The sequence below is a fragment of the Pseudomonas pichavaramensis genome, from assembly GCF_050473265.1.
GTDB lineage: Bacteria > Pseudomonadota > Gammaproteobacteria > Pseudomonadales > Pseudomonadaceae > Aquipseudomonas.
The window spans coordinates 34299-47005 of sequence record NZ_JBJKFJ010000010.1 but is presented as its reverse complement, the minus strand read 5'-3'; the positions used below and the strand labels follow the sequence as shown (position 1 = coordinate 47005).

The window sequence follows — 12707 nt, the reverse complement described above, 5'->3', positions numbered from 1 at the left end:
GGCGCACCCTACGCGGTGTAGCCGATAGGGTGCGCCGCGCGCAGCGCCGTCAGGCTATCGCGCAGTCTTCAGCCGCTCGCACAGCTGCTCTATCGCCCCGAGCATCTGCCGGCTCGGTCGCTCCAGGCCCTTGTCCGGCACTGCCCATACCTGGCCCTGGCGTACGGCATGCAATTGCGGCCAGGCCTGCCAGGCGCTCAGTTCGGCATTGCTGCCCCCGAGGATGACATCCGGATCGCGCGCCAGCACGGCCTCCACGCTGACCTGCGGCGCGGGCTGTGGCAGCTCGGCGAAAAGGTTCTGCGCGCCACACACCTGCAGCGCGTCACCGATCAACTGTTCGCCACCGATGGTGTACAGCGGCTGATGCCAGATCTGATAGAACACCGCCAGCGGCCGCTCACGCCGATAGCGCTGACGCAGCGTCGCCAATTCGTCGCGAAACTCGGCCGCCAGGTGCTCGCCCTGCTCGGTGCGGTTCACCCGCCGACCAATTTGCACGAAGGCATCACTCAACTGGTCGAGGCGGGCCGGCTCGACCAGCAGCAACGGAATGTCGAAACGCTGCAACTGCGCCTGTTGTGCCGGCGGCACGCTGCCTGGGGCGATCAGGATCAGGTCGGGAGCCAGTTGCAGCAGACGCTCGAACTCGAGCTGGCCATAGCGGCCGACAGTCGGCAGATGAGCGAGTTCGGCCGGCTGCTGCTCACCTTCGAGCACACCGACCAGCAGGTCACCTGCCCCCAGGTCGAGCATGATTTCGCTGAGCGAAGGTGCCAAGCTGATCACCCGCTCGGCAGCAGGCAGTGGTAGCGCCAGTGCACACAGAGCCAGCAGCAGCGCGCGCATCAGCCCAGTTGGCGGGGAATACGGTAAAGCAGGTGGATGACGATGCTGGACAGCGTCAGCAGCATAAGGGGTACCGCTTCGAGCCCGGCGAACACGGCCAGGGCGGCGATCCAGGCCGGCGCGGCAGCACCGAGTAGCGCACGCAGGCGCACCCGGTCGAGTTCGAGCCAAGCCGCCGGCTCGTCGCCGGTATCCAGCGCCTTGCCGGTGGCGATCAGCGCATGCTTGTAGGCATGGAACAGCGGCAGGCTGACAAACATCGAGGCCAGGCCGGCAATGAACAGCGGCATCGCCAGTACCGACGGGCTGGCGCTGCCGAACAGCATGTTGAAGAAGAACACCGGGGCTACCGCCACACCCAGTTGACGCCACCAGGCCAGCGCCAGACGGCGCTTCACCTGACCTCGGGTCACAGGCTCTCCTCGGTCTCGCCCTGGTGCTGGTTGCCCAGCATATGGCCGAGCTTGCCGGCCTTGGTGGCGAGGTAACGCTTGTTGTAGGGGTTGTGCGCGATCTGCAGCGGCACACGATGATCCACGGTGATGCCCATGTCTCCCAGCGCTTTGACCTTGCGCGGGTTGTTGGTCATCAGCTTGAGACTGTTGATGCCCAGATGCTCGAGCATCGGCAGGCAGATCGCGTAGTCACGCTGGTCAGCACCGAATCCCAGGCGCTCGTTGGCCTCGACGGTATCGGCGCCGCCATCCTGCAGTTCATAAGCGCGGATCTTGTTCAGCAGGCCAATGCCACGGCCTTCCTGACGCAGGTAGAGCAGCACGCCGCGCCCTTCATTGGCGATGGCCTGCAGCGCTGCCTGCAGCTGAGCGCCACAATCGCAACGCAGGCTGAACAGAGCATCACCGGTCAGGCATTCGGAATGCAGGCGCCCCAGTACCGGCGCACCGTCGGCCACTTCGCCGAAAGTCAGGGCAACGTGCTCCTTGCCGGTTGCCTCATCGAGGAAGCCGTGCATGGTGAACACACCGAAGGGGGTGGGCAGTTGGGAGGCGGCGACGAACACGACGGACACCGGATACTCCTAGCAATGAGTACGAAACAGGGCCGGCATTGTATCAGCAGCCCCCGCTGGCGGGTCAGTCAGAATTGCCGATCATCAGTATCGAAATGATCGAGGATCATCCCGGCAGGTTCAGTGCTTGGACTCCAGCACCAGCATGCCCTGCTCCTCGCGCCAGCCAACCCGCCCGAGAAAGCTCATGCCCAGCAATGCATCGCTTGGCGCGCTACCTTCGAGCACCACAGCGTCGACGCCGAGCACTTCCAGATCGCCGACCTTGACCCGGTCGAGCGACACTCGCCAGCCACGCGTAACGCCACTGGCGGTACTGACCTGCAGCGGCCGCCCCGTGACCCGGTAATCTATGCCCAGGCGCCGGGCATGCGCATCGTTGAGGGCGACGCTGGTTGCACCGGTATCGACCAGAAACTGGATGGTCTGACCATTGACCGAGCCAGCCACCCAGTAATGACCACCAATGCCCTTGGCAATGCTCAGACGCTTGCGCACCGGCTCGGCGAACCCGGCACTGTATTCTCGACTGAGAGGGTATGCGCGCTCGACGCCCTCGACACGCAGGACTGCGCCCTGTTTGTCGACGCTGACGACCTGGACGCCGCCGGGCCCGGTTTGTCCCACGCGCACCATCTTGCGCTGACCGTCGACATTGATCACTGCCGCTCCGGGAAACAGGCCAACTACCTGAACTTGCGAGGCGGCCCAGCAAGCTCCGGAAACCAGCAGCGCCAGAACGGCAACACAGTGGCGAAGCAGCATAGAGAGCGATCTCCCGGTTCAGTCAAAAGGATAAGGTTGATGCCAGCGCACAAAGATCGGTCGCAGTTCGCCGCTGGCGATCAGCGTGGCCATACGCCTATCGTAAAGCTCGGCCAGGGCATGACCGCGCGGCGTATCGGCGAAACCGAGAAATAACGGCAGCTGCATCAGATCAGTCAGACGATAACGCTCCGGCCTGGCGCTGCCTTTGAGCACGTAGTCGACCTCGGGACGCGCGTCGATATAAAAATCGGCGTGGCCCAGATCGAGCATGCCGAGAATACCGCCACGGCGCTGGACTTCCCGGTAATCGCGCACATTCGGCAGATATTCCTGATATTCATAGCCACGCACCCAGACCAGTCGATACTGACCGAGGTTCTCCAGCGTTGGCAGCGATTTGTCCTTCAGGCCAAGCGCAACGATGTGGTCGGTGTCGTAATGATGCTCAGGGTAGAACACGCCACCCTCGACCTCATCACGGTAGGAGCCGACCCAGGCATCGGCCTCGTTGCGCTGCACCAGTCCCACCGAGCGAGTGTAGGGCACGCTGTGGATGGCCAGGCTCACGCCTTCCGGTTCGAAGACCTTGCGCATGATGTCCCAGGCCAGACCGCGGCCATCGGTCTCGGTGTAGTCTTCCCAGACCTCGCTGGCCAGGCGTATTTCTTTGGGCAGACGCTCGTGAGCCTGGGCGCCAGCCATGGCACCCAGCATCACCAGCACGCCCAGCCAGCCGCGTCCAATTCGCATACCTGCTCCTTAAAACCCCAGCAGTGCCTTATAGCTGTCCCACCCCCAGACCAGCCCCTGCATGGCCAGCCAGGCGAACACCCCGGCGATGATGTCATCGAGCATGATGCCGACACCGCCATGCACATGGCGATCGATCCAGCGAATCGGCCAGGGTTTGACGATGTCGAACAGACGGAACATGAGGAAGCCTAGCAGCAACCAGAGCCAACCCTCGGGCACCAGCCAGAGGGTGATCCACATACCGACCATTTCGTCCCAGACGATGCCTTCGTGGTCGTGCACGCGAAGGTCATCGGCGACCTTGCCGCAAAGCCAGAAGCCGAACAGCATGGTCACCCCAAGCATCAGCCAGTAGCCCCAGTCGGGCAGCATCTGCCACAACGGCACGAACGGCAGCGCCACCAGCGAGCCCCAGGTGCCGGGCGCCTTGGGCAGGGTTCCGGAGCCAAAGCCGAAGGCGATGAAATGCCAAGGGTTACGCCATACCGAGGGCGGTACGTATTCGGCGGGAACCTGGTTGGGGTGATCGGTCACGCGCACTCCGTCCTGTCAGAAATGTTGGTAGCCGCCGCGGGGCGACTCGATGGGCTGGCCGTCGGCATCCAGTACCTGAACACCGCTGCCGGCCACCACGCGGCCGACGACCCGCACCTCGGGCCAGTCGGCCTGAAGCTCAGTAAGCAGCGTAGGGGGTAGGGTAAAGGCCAGCCGGTAGTCATCGCCACCACTGAGCGCGCAGATTCGCGCCTGCTCGTCTCCGGCAAAGGCGCGTAGCGGCGCAGAGAGCGGTAGACGCTCCTGCTCGATCTGCAGGGCGACCTGTGATGCTCTGGCGATGTGACCGCAGTCCGCCAGCAGCCCGTCGGAGATATCCAGCGCCGCCGTGGCGCGTCCACGCAGGGCCTGCCCCAGCGCCAGCTGAGGCTGCGGCGACCAGTAGCGGGCCAACAGCGCCTCGGCGATCTCGGCACGAGCCTCACACCGCCCAAGCACCAGCGGCAGAGCACCAGCGGCGTCTCCCAGCTCACCACCCACGCAGAGCAGATCGCCAACCTGCGCACCGCTGCGCAACAACGCCTGACCAGCCGGCACACGACCAAACACGGTCAGGGTCAGGCTCAGCGGGCCACGGGTGGTATCGCCGCCGACCAGCGCCAGCGAGCAGCCTTGGGCCATGTGTTGCAGGCCACGGGCAAAGCCGGCCAGCCAGGTTTCGTCGGCATCCGGCAGCGTCATCGCAAGCGTGAAAGCCAGGGGCGTAGCGCCCATGGCGGCCAGGTCACTGGCAGACACGGCCAGCGCACGCTGACCGAGCAGAAAGGGGTCGCCATCGACCGGAAAGTGCACTCCGGCCACCAGCGTGTCGGTGGAGATCGCCAGCTGCTCGCCGGTAGGCACCGACAGCAGCGCACAGTCATCGCCGATGCCGCGGACAACGCCGTCACCACCGTGAGCACAGGGGGCAGCGGCGAAGTAATGGCGAATCAGCTCGAACTCACCCATGGGAAGGCAACGATCTGCTGCGCGTCGGCCCTACTGCTTTTGCCTTGCAGGACTCTAGCTCGCGAGATCGTAAATCAGCTTCCGTGAGCATCCGCCAGGGCCTCAACGCTTGTTGGCGTTGACTTCGGCAGCACGCAGCTTCGGCGCCAGCTTGTCGAGGATGCCATTGACGAACTTGTGCCCGTCGGTAGCACCGAACACCTTGGCCAGTTCGATACCTTCGTTGATCACCACCTTGTAGGGCACGTCAACGCGGTTCTTCAGCTCGTAGGTAGACAGACGCAGGATGGCCAGCTCGACCGGGTCGATGTCTTCCAACGGGCGGTCGAGCAGCGGCGCGAACGCTTCGTCCAGTTCGGTCTTCTGCCGCGGAACGCCGTGGAGAATCTCGTGAAAGTAGGCGCCATCGACCTTGCTGAAGTCGTTATCGACACGGAACTGCGCTTCGATCTCGTTCAGCGGCTGCCCGGCGATATGCCAGGAATACAGCGCCTGCATGGCCAGAGTACGGGCCTCGCGACGAGCGAGAATCTTGCCGCTGGGACCCTTCTTGGCCGGCTGGCCGTTACCGGAGTTGCTCACTTGGCCTCCAACTGCGCCAGCAGGCTGACCATTTCCAGGGCAGACAGCGCAGCTTCGGCACCCTTGTTACCCGCCTTGGTGCCGGAACGTTCGATGGCTTGTTCGATGGAGTCGACGGTCAGTACGCCGAAGGCGACCGGTACACCGTATTCCATGGAGACCTGAGCCAGGCCCTTGGTGCACTCACCGGCGACGTATTCGAAGTGCGGCGTACCGCCACGGATCACAGCGCCCAGGGCGATGATGGCCGCGTATTCGCCACGCTGGGCGACTTTCTGGGTGACCAGCGGGATTTCGAAGGCACCCGGTGCGCGAATGATGGTGATGTCGCTTTCACTGACGCCGTGACGGACCAGGGCATCGATGGCGCCGCTGACCAGGCTCTCGACGACGAAGCTGTTGAAACGGCCTACCACCAGGGCGTATTTGCCCTTGGGGGCGATGAAGGTACCTTCGATGGTCTTCAGGGTCATGACGGGTCTCACATGGGTTAAAGAGCCAGGGCATCGTTGCCCTGAAAAATAAAATTCGGTTGTCAGCGTAGCCCGGCTGCAATCCGGGGCCATTATGCCGACGTCCCCGGATTGCAGCCGGGCTACCTGCATTAGCTCCCCCTCTCCCACTTGTGGGAGAGGGTCATCAGCTTTGGCCCTTCGGGCCGCTGTTAATCTGCCGGCAGGTATTCTACAACTTCGAGGTCGAAGCCGGATATCGCGTTGAACTTCATCGGCGAGCTCATCAGGCGCATCTTGCGCACACCGAGGTCACGCAGGATCTGCGAACCGGCACCAACGGTGCTGTAGGTCGCCGGGTTGGCAGGCTGCTGACGGCTGATCAGTGCCAGCAGCTCCGGTCCGGTCATCGGGTTGCCCAGCAGCAGCACCACACCGCTACCGGCCTTGGCCACCTCGGCCATAGCCGCACGCATGCTCCAGCGCCCCGGTTGGTTGACCATGAACAGGTCGCGCAGCGGGTCCATGTTATGCACCCGCACCAGGGTCGCTTCCTCGGCGCAGATGGTGCCCAGGGTCAGAGCCATGTGCGCGGTGTTCTCCACGCCATCGCGGTAGGTCACCAGGTTGAACTGGCCCAGTTCGGTGTCCAGCGGCTGCTCGCTGATGCGCTCGACGGTACGCTCGTGGATCAGGCGATAGTGGATCAGGTCGGCGATGGTGCCGATCTTGATGTCATGCTCCTCGGCGAACTTCTCCAGCTCCGGACGACGAGCCATGGTGCCGTCTTCGTTCATGATTTCGCAGATCACGCCGCTCGGCTCGAAACCGCCCATGCGTGCCAGATCGCAGGCCGCTTCGGTGTGACCGGCACGCGCCAGCACGCCGCCGGGCTGCGCCATCAGCGGGAAGATGTGGCCGGGGCTGACGATATCGTCCGCCACCGCATTGCGCGCGACGGCCGCCTGCACGGTACGCGCACGGTCGGCGGCGGAAATGCCGGTGGTGACACCTTCGGCGGCCTCGATGGAAACGGTGAACTTGGTGCCGAAACCGGAGCCGTTGCGCGGCGCCATCAACGGCAGGTTGAGCAACTCGCAGCGTTCGCGGGTCATCGGCATGCAGATCAGGCCACGGGCGAAGCGGGCCATGAAGTTGATGTGCTCAGCGGTGCAGCATTCGGAAGCGATGATGATGTCGCCTTCGTTCTCGCGGTCCTCGTCATCCATGAGGATGACCATCTTGCCGGCGCGGATGTCTTCGATCAGTTCTTCAGCGGTATTCAGAGCCATGGTGGCGCATCTCACTTGTTCAGGTAGCCGTGTTCGGCCAGGAAGCTTTCGGTCAGGCCCGAGGCCGTGGATTCAGCGGCCTTGTCGCCGAGCAGCAGGCGCTCCAGATAACGCGCCAGCAGGTCCACCTCGAGGTTGATCTTACGTCCGGGCTGGTAGTCGACCATGATGGTCTCGGCCAGGGTGTGCGGCACGATGGTCAGCTCGAACTCGGCGCCGTCGACGGCGTTGACGGTCAGGCTGGTGCCATCGACGGTGATCGAGCCCTTGTGCGCGATGTACTTGGCCAGCTCACGCGGCGCGCGCACCTTGAACTGCACGGCGCGGGCGTTATCGGCACGGGCGACGATTTCACCGACGCCGTCGACGTGGCCGCTGACCAGGTGCCCGCCGAGGCGGCTGGTCGGCGTCAGGGCCTTTTCCAGATTGACGGCGCTGCCAGGCTTGAGGTCGACGAAGGCGGTACGCGCCAGGGTCTCGCGGCTGACGTCGGCCCAGAAGCCGTCGCCGGGCAGCTCCACGGCGGTCAGGCAAACGCCGTTGACTGCGATGCTGTCGCCGAGCTTGACGTCGCCAAGGTCGAGCTTGCCGGTGGCCACGTAGACGCGCACGTCGCCGCCCTTGGGTGCCATGGCGCGGATGCTGCCGATGGCTTCGATTATGCCGGTGAACATGCGCCCTCCGGTTTCACGTTGAAGATGATGCTGAACAGCATGGACGAACTCCTGTTTTGGTCAAAAACAGGGCAATGCCGATCGATAGGGATTTCACGGACACGCACGAGGCGCCCGAGGAGGGAATCCCGCTCTCTCTTTATCCGGACTATACCGTCGGCCCCGGAATCGCACCGGGTCTGCTGGACCTCGCGCGGCAGGAGCCGTGGCGAGCGCTCGCGGGCTAGGTTCTGCGAACCATTACCGCCGGTGGGGAATCGCACCCCGCCCTGAGAACGTTGCGGCCAAGCGAATGGCCGCGAGGCGTTTTACCACATTTATTGCCGTTTAGCATGGTGCAGGCAGCGGTCAGACGCGAATCACCCGCCCTTCTGTCGCGTAACTCACTCGCCCACCAGGCGGCCGCTTGCGCAGATAAATCCGCTCCCACCCAAAGCAATACTGCAACGCTCAACCTGTAGGAGCGGCTTCAGCCGCGATGCAGTCGAATCCCCTGGATTGCATCCCGGCTACGGATTTCCAGCCCTGACCACCGGAAAGCTCGCCGCTGAAGCGCCTCCTACAACAACCGCGACCAGCGCGTAACCCGGATGCAATCCGGGGAAAACTCACGAACCTTGGCGTTGGTTGGCCTTTGCCTGAAGCAGATACCTCATCGCGGCTAAAGCCGCTCCTACGAAGTCGCTGGGTATCTGGCGCGGCCTAGCTGTGCGCCTTCGGCCGCGCGGTGATCTGCCAGTCGTCACCCACCGCGCGCATATCGACGATCTGCAACTCCGGCGCCTCGGCCATGCGGTTCAGCGGCAGTTCGAGTAGCGGACGCGCACTGGAGCCCAGCAGTTTGGGCGCCATGAAGATGCGGTACTCATCCACCAGCCCGGCACGCGCGAAGGCACCGGCCAGGCGCGGGCCGGCCTCGACCAGCACTTCGTTGACTCCGCGCCCGGCCAGCTCCAGAAGCAGTTTGCGCAAGTCGACATGACCATTGCTGCCAGGCACGGCCAGCAACTCATGCCCTTCGGCCAGGTAGCGGTCACGTGCGGTAGCGGCAGCGCAGGTCGCGACCAGCGCCGGGCCAACCTGAAAGAACGCCTTGCTCAGCGGCACCCGCAAACGCCCGTCGACCAGCACGCGTAGCGGCGGACGACGCTGCGCCAGCGCGGTCAGCTCCGCGCCCAGGCCCAGCTCATCGGGGCGCACGGTCAGCCGGGCATCGTCGGCCAGCACCGTGTCGGCACCACTCAGCACCACGCTGGCCTGCGCGCGCAGACGCTGCACCTCGGCGCGTGCCGACGGCCCGGTGATCCACTGGCTCTCGCCACTGGCCATGGCCGTGCGCCCGTCCAGGCTCATCGCCAGCTTGACCCGAACGAACGGCAGCCCCTGTTCCATGCGTTTGATGAATCCGGCATTGAGGGCCCGCGCCTCACTCTCCAGCACACCACAACGGACCTCGATCCCCGCATCGGCGAGGCGGCGCAGGCCATTGCCGGCCACCTGCGGGTTGGGGTCCTGCATGGCGGCCACCACCCGGCCGATCCCCGCGGCGATCAGACCGTCAGCGCATGGCGGGGTACGCCCATGATGGCTGCAGGGCTCCAGAGTGACGAAGGCCGTAGCGCCGCGTGCCTTGTCGCCCGCCTGACGCAGCGCATGCACCTCGGCGTGCGGCTCACCTGCGCGGGCATGCCAGCCCTCGCCGACAATCCGCCCGTCCTGCACGATCACGCAGCCGACACGCGGATTGGGATGGGTGGAGTAGAGACCTTTACGCGCCAGCTTGAGCGCTCGCGCCATGAATAAATGATCGAGGTCGCTCATCGGCTTTTCGAGGGCTCGCGAGCCAGGCGCTCGATTTCTTCGCGGAATTCGTTGAGGTCCTGGAAACGCCGGTAGACCGAAGCGAAGCGGATATAGGCCACCTCGTCGAGCTTGCTCAGCTCGCTCATCACCAACTCACCGAGCACCAGCGACTTCACTTCGCGCTCGCCGGTAGCGCGCAGTTGCTGCTTGATGCGGGCAATCGCCTCTTCCAGACGCTCGACGCTGACCGGGCGCTTCTCCAGCGCACGCTGCATGCCGGCGCGCAGCTTCTCCTCATCGAAGGGCTGGCGGCTGCCATCCTGCTTGATCAGTCGCGGCATCACCAACTCGGCGGTTTCGAAGGTGGTGAAGCGCTCACCGCAGGCCACGCATTCGCGACGGCGGCGAACCTGATCGCCCTCGGCGACCAGACGGGAATCGATGACCTTGGTGTCGTTGGCATCACAGAACGGACAGTGCATGGCAGGCGCAGGCTGATGGCGGCAAAGGCGCCATGGTAGCGCATAGAGGCGGCAAGACAAATTAAGCTATTGGGCGCCCGTACCAGAATCGAGGATGTGATGAGCCGCTACCGGAACCCCTTTCTTTTGGCCCTGGCCGGCCTGTTGGCCGCTTGCGTCAGCGAGCAGCCGGCAGTACCAGCACCTGCACCCAAAACGGACGCGCCGCCAGTCACGCCTGCCACGGCAGCGCCGAGCCTGCGCGGACAACTACTGGGCGTCGCACCGGGTGCCGACGTAGAGTTGGCGTTGCTCGCCATCGACCTCAGTGGGCGGCCGACCGCCCTGCTCGGCCAGGCTCACCTGCGTGGCGACGGCCAGCCGTTGCGGTTCCAACTGCCGCTGGACGCCGTGCCGCCCAGCCAGACGCAGCGCGTGGAGCTGCGTGGCCGCGTCAGCCAGGCCGGGCGCCTGGTGCAGCGCCTGCCGGCACGCACCATCAGCAACCTGCAGGATCAGGATCTCGGCACACTGAGCCTGGTGCCCGCCCCATGAATGCCCCAGAGCCGCTGCAACAGGCGCTGAGCGAACTGCTCGGCGATGCCCGCCTGACCGCCGAAAAGCTGCCCGACACCGATATCGCCCTGTGGCTGATCGACGCCAGCAACATGGACCGCGCCTTCAATCCCGAGGAAACCCGGCACATTCTCGAAGAGCCGCCCTACTGGTGCTTCTGCTGGGCCAGCGGCCTGGTGCTGGCGCGCTGGCTGGCCGAGCGCCCCGAGTGGGTGCGTGACAAGCGCGTATTGGACTTCGGCGCAGGCAGTGGCGTGGCCGCCATCGCCGCGGCCAAGGCTGGTGCGGCCGAGGTGGTCGCCTGTGACCTCGACCCACTGGCCCTGGCCGCCTGCCGCGCCAATGCCGAGCTCAATGGGGTGACGCTCAGCTATTCGCCAGACTTCTTCGCCGAGGCGGATCGTTTCGACCTGATCCTGGTGGCTGACGTACTCTACGATCGTGCCAACCTGCCGCTGCTCGATCACTTCCTCAGCCGCGGACAGCAGGCCCTGGTGGCCGACTCACGAGTCAAGGACTTCCAGCATGCGCTGTACCGGCGCCTGGCCCTGCTCGACGGCTGCACCTGGCCGGATCTGGCCGAGCCGGCGGAGTTTCGCCAGGTCAGCCTGTATCATGCACGACGACCGACGTAGCCCGGATGCCAGCCGGGCAACAGGCAACATCGGCGCCCCCCCTTGTTTCGTGAGCCGCGCGCCCGCATTAATAGACCATTGCCTTGCCTTCGAGACCGATCATGAGCGACTCCCCCTATATCTTCGACGTTGCCGGCGCTGCCAGCTTCGAGCAACTCGTCATCGAGAACTCCTTCCACAAGCCGGTGCTGGTGGACTTCTGGGCCGAGTGGTGCGCGCCGTGCAAGGCGCTGATGCCAATGCTGGCGAAGATCACCGAGGAATACGCCGGTGAGCTGCTGCTGGCCAAGGTCAACTGCGATATCGAGCAGGACATCGTCATGCGCTTCGGCATTCGCAGCCTGCCGACCGTAGTGCTGTTCAAGGACGGCCAGCCGGTGGACGGTTTCGCCGGTGCCCAACCGGAAGCGGCAATTCGCGAGATGCTCAAACCGCACGTGGCCGAACCGGCACCCGCCGCCGCCGATCCCATGGAAGCGGCCCAGGCGCTGTTCAGCGAGGGGCGTTTCGCCGAGACCGAGGCCCTGCTCAAGCAGGTGCTGAGCGAGGACAACGAGAACGCCGCGGCACTGATCCTCTATGCCCGTTGCCTGGCCGAGCGCGGTGAACTGGGCGAAGCCGAGACCGTGCTCAATGCCGTGAAAGGCGACGAACACAAGCAGGCGCTGGCCGGCGCCAAGGCGCAGCTGACCTTCCTGCGTCAGGCTGCCGACCTGCCGGAGGTCGCCACGCTAAAAAGCCGTCTGGCGCAAAATGCCGAAGACGACGAAGCGGTCTATCAGCTCGCCGTGCAACAACTGGCGCGCCAGCAGTACGAAGCTGCACTGGATGCACTGCTGAAGCTGTTCGTACGCAACCGCAGTTATCAGGACGGCTTGCCGCACAAGACCCTGCTCCAGGTGTTCGATCTGCTCGGCGGCGATCACCCGCTGGTTACCGCCTATCGCCGCAAGCTGTATCAGGCGATCTACTGATCCCTCTACTCCGTCACCCAGTGGTAGATCGGCGCATCCGCGCCGGTCTCCATGCGAATCTGTTCGCAGTGGCGCAAGCGCACCAACAGGCGCTTGCCCGCCGCCTCGCCTCCCGCCAAGGCCGCCAGTTGCGCCAGCAAGCGCGGCCCTTCGACCTGCCCCGCATCACGCACCAGTTGCAACGCGGTCTGCCACAGGGCATCTCCCGCATCAACCACGGGCGCTGACGTCGCCTCACTGACAGCGGGCGCAATGACCACTCGTTGCGCCAGTTGCGCCCAGTCCTCGGCATCCAGCTCCAGCGTCAGATCCACCGGCCAATCGCCGATGCGCCCACGGATACGCACCATACTCA

Annotated in this window: 17 protein-coding genes and 1 riboswitch; of the genes, 3 read left to right on the top strand and 14 right to left on the bottom strand. The window is 64.7% G+C overall.

Going from position 1 to position 12707, the window contains the following annotated elements; genetic code table 11:
* Positions 1-54 precede the first annotated feature (54 nt).
* The 13 genes from ACJRW5_RS16990 to nrdR all read right to left on the bottom strand — a co-directional run bounded on the left by ACJRW5_RS16990 (position 55) and on the right by nrdR (position 10188).
* Positions 55-849, bottom strand: a complete 795-nt coding sequence (locus ACJRW5_RS16990; protein ID WP_484571665.1) for a cobalamin-binding protein — start codon at positions 847-849, stop codon at positions 55-57.
* Positions 849-1262 carry an MFS transporter gene (locus tag ACJRW5_RS16985; RefSeq protein ID WP_484571664.1) on the bottom strand — a complete coding sequence of 138 codons (414 nt, stop codon included), beginning with the start codon at positions 1260-1262 and terminating at the stop codon, positions 849-851. Before ACJRW5_RS16985 ends, ACJRW5_RS16990 begins: the two co-directional genes overlap by 1 nt.
* Complete coding sequence (gene ribA, locus ACJRW5_RS16980; RefSeq protein WP_484571663.1) at positions 1259-1879, bottom strand: GTP cyclohydrolase II; 621 nt, start codon at positions 1877-1879, stop codon at positions 1259-1261. The genes ACJRW5_RS16985 and ribA overlap by 4 nt, the downstream gene beginning before the upstream one ends.
* Positions 1880-1999: 120 nt before the next feature.
* Positions 2000-2644: a retropepsin-like aspartic protease family protein gene (locus ACJRW5_RS16975; RefSeq protein WP_484571662.1), complete on the bottom strand. Its 645-nt coding sequence runs from the start codon at positions 2642-2644 to the stop codon at positions 2000-2002.
* Positions 2645-2662: 18 nt separating this feature from the next.
* Positions 2663-3397 (bottom strand): substrate-binding periplasmic protein, encoded by a 735-nt coding sequence (locus ACJRW5_RS16970; RefSeq protein ID WP_484571661.1) that lies wholly within the window; start codon positions 3395-3397, stop codon positions 2663-2665.
* A gap of 9 nt (positions 3398-3406) precedes the next feature.
* On the bottom strand, positions 3407-3934 hold the full coding sequence (locus ACJRW5_RS16965) for a phosphatidylglycerophosphatase A family protein (protein ID WP_484571660.1): 528 nt from the start codon (positions 3932-3934) through the stop codon (positions 3407-3409).
* Positions 3935-3949: 15 nt separating this feature from the next.
* Positions 3950-4903, bottom strand: a complete 954-nt coding sequence (gene thiL / locus ACJRW5_RS16960) for a thiamine-phosphate kinase (protein WP_484571659.1) — start codon at positions 4901-4903, stop codon at positions 3950-3952.
* A gap of 102 nt (positions 4904-5005) precedes the next feature.
* A complete protein-coding gene (gene nusB / locus ACJRW5_RS16955; protein WP_484571658.1) occupies positions 5006-5485 on the bottom strand; it encodes a transcription antitermination factor NusB in 480 nt (159 codons plus the stop codon).
* Entirely contained in the window at positions 5482-5958 is a 477-nt protein-coding gene (ribH, locus tag ACJRW5_RS16950) for a 6,7-dimethyl-8-ribityllumazine synthase (RefSeq protein WP_012019761.1), read from the bottom strand. The genes nusB and ribH overlap by 4 nt, the downstream gene beginning before the upstream one ends.
* 191 nt (positions 5959-6149) lie before the next feature.
* A complete protein-coding gene (gene ribBA / locus ACJRW5_RS16945; RefSeq protein ID WP_484571657.1) occupies positions 6150-7229 on the bottom strand; it encodes a bifunctional 3,4-dihydroxy-2-butanone-4-phosphate synthase/GTP cyclohydrolase II in 1080 nt (359 codons plus the stop codon).
* A gap of 11 nt (positions 7230-7240) precedes the next feature.
* Complete coding sequence (locus tag ACJRW5_RS16940) at positions 7241-7903, bottom strand: riboflavin synthase (protein WP_484571656.1); 663 nt, start codon at positions 7901-7903, stop codon at positions 7241-7243.
* Between the two features lie 126 nt (positions 7904-8029).
* Positions 8030-8184: riboswitch (FMN riboswitch) on the bottom strand.
* 421 nt (positions 8185-8605) lie between these two features.
* Entirely contained in the window at positions 8606-9724 is a 1119-nt protein-coding gene (gene ribD, locus ACJRW5_RS16935; protein WP_484571655.1) for a bifunctional diaminohydroxyphosphoribosylaminopyrimidine deaminase/5-amino-6-(5-phosphoribosylamino)uracil reductase RibD, read from the bottom strand.
* Entirely contained in the window at positions 9721-10188 is a 468-nt protein-coding gene (gene nrdR, locus ACJRW5_RS16930; protein ID WP_484571654.1) for a transcriptional regulator NrdR, read from the bottom strand. Before nrdR ends, ribD begins: the two co-directional genes overlap by 4 nt.
* 99 nt (positions 10189-10287) lie before the next feature.
* Between nrdR and ACJRW5_RS16925 the strand changes: the two genes are divergently transcribed.
* The 3 genes from ACJRW5_RS16925 (at position 10288) to trxA (ending at position 12352) form a co-directional block, all read left to right on the top strand.
* Entirely contained in the window at positions 10288-10722 is a 435-nt protein-coding gene (locus tag ACJRW5_RS16925) for a hypothetical protein (protein WP_484571653.1), read from the top strand.
* A complete protein-coding gene (locus tag ACJRW5_RS16920; RefSeq protein ID WP_484571652.1) occupies positions 10719-11378 on the top strand; it encodes a class I SAM-dependent methyltransferase in 660 nt (219 codons plus the stop codon). Before ACJRW5_RS16925 ends, ACJRW5_RS16920 begins: the two co-directional genes overlap by 4 nt.
* Positions 11379-11479: 101 nt before the next feature.
* Positions 11480-12352, top strand: a complete 873-nt coding sequence (gene trxA, locus ACJRW5_RS16915) for a thioredoxin (RefSeq protein ID WP_484571651.1) — start codon at positions 11480-11482, stop codon at positions 12350-12352.
* Between the two features lie 5 nt (positions 12353-12357).
* Here the strand turns inward: trxA and ACJRW5_RS16910 are convergent, their stop codons facing one another.
* Positions 12358-12702: a hypothetical protein gene (locus tag ACJRW5_RS16910; protein WP_484571650.1), complete on the bottom strand. Its 345-nt coding sequence runs from the start codon at positions 12700-12702 to the stop codon at positions 12358-12360.
* Positions 12703-12707: the final 5 nt, after the last annotated feature.

Coding starts and splice junctions, on each gene's coding strand:
- ACJRW5_RS16925 (WP_484571653.1), top strand. CDS start 10,288: ATGAGCCGCTACCGGAACCCCTTTCTTTTGGCCCTGGCCGGCCTGTTG.
- ACJRW5_RS16990 (WP_484571665.1), bottom strand. CDS start 849: ATGCGCGCGCTGCTGCTGGCTCTGTGTGCACTGGCGCTACCACTGCCT.
- ACJRW5_RS16940 (WP_484571656.1), bottom strand. CDS start 7,903: ATGTTCACCGGCATAATCGAAGCCATCGGCAGCATCCGCGCCATGGCA.
- nrdR (WP_484571654.1), bottom strand. CDS start 10,188: ATGCACTGTCCGTTCTGTGATGCCAACGACACCAAGGTCATCGATTCC.
- ACJRW5_RS16910 (WP_484571650.1), bottom strand. CDS start 12,702: ATGGTGCGTATCCGTGGGCGCATCGGCGATTGGCCGGTGGATCTGACG.
- ACJRW5_RS16920 (WP_484571652.1), top strand. CDS start 10,719: ATGAATGCCCCAGAGCCGCTGCAACAGGCGCTGAGCGAACTGCTCGGC.
- trxA (WP_484571651.1), top strand. CDS start 11,480: ATGAGCGACTCCCCCTATATCTTCGACGTTGCCGGCGCTGCCAGCTTC.
- ribBA (WP_484571657.1), bottom strand. CDS start 7,229: ATGGCTCTGAATACCGCTGAAGAACTGATCGAAGACATCCGCGCCGGC.
- ACJRW5_RS16970 (WP_484571661.1), bottom strand. CDS start 3,397: ATGCGAATTGGACGCGGCTGGCTGGGCGTGCTGGTGATGCTGGGTGCC.
- ribH (WP_012019761.1), bottom strand. CDS start 5,958: ATGACCCTGAAGACCATCGAAGGTACCTTCATCGCCCCCAAGGGCAAA.
- ACJRW5_RS16975 (WP_484571662.1), bottom strand. CDS start 2,644: ATGCTGCTTCGCCACTGTGTTGCCGTTCTGGCGCTGCTGGTTTCCGGA.
- thiL (WP_484571659.1), bottom strand. CDS start 4,903: ATGGGTGAGTTCGAGCTGATTCGCCATTACTTCGCCGCTGCCCCCTGT.
- ribD (WP_484571655.1), bottom strand. CDS start 9,724: ATGAGCGACCTCGATCATTTATTCATGGCGCGAGCGCTCAAGCTGGCG.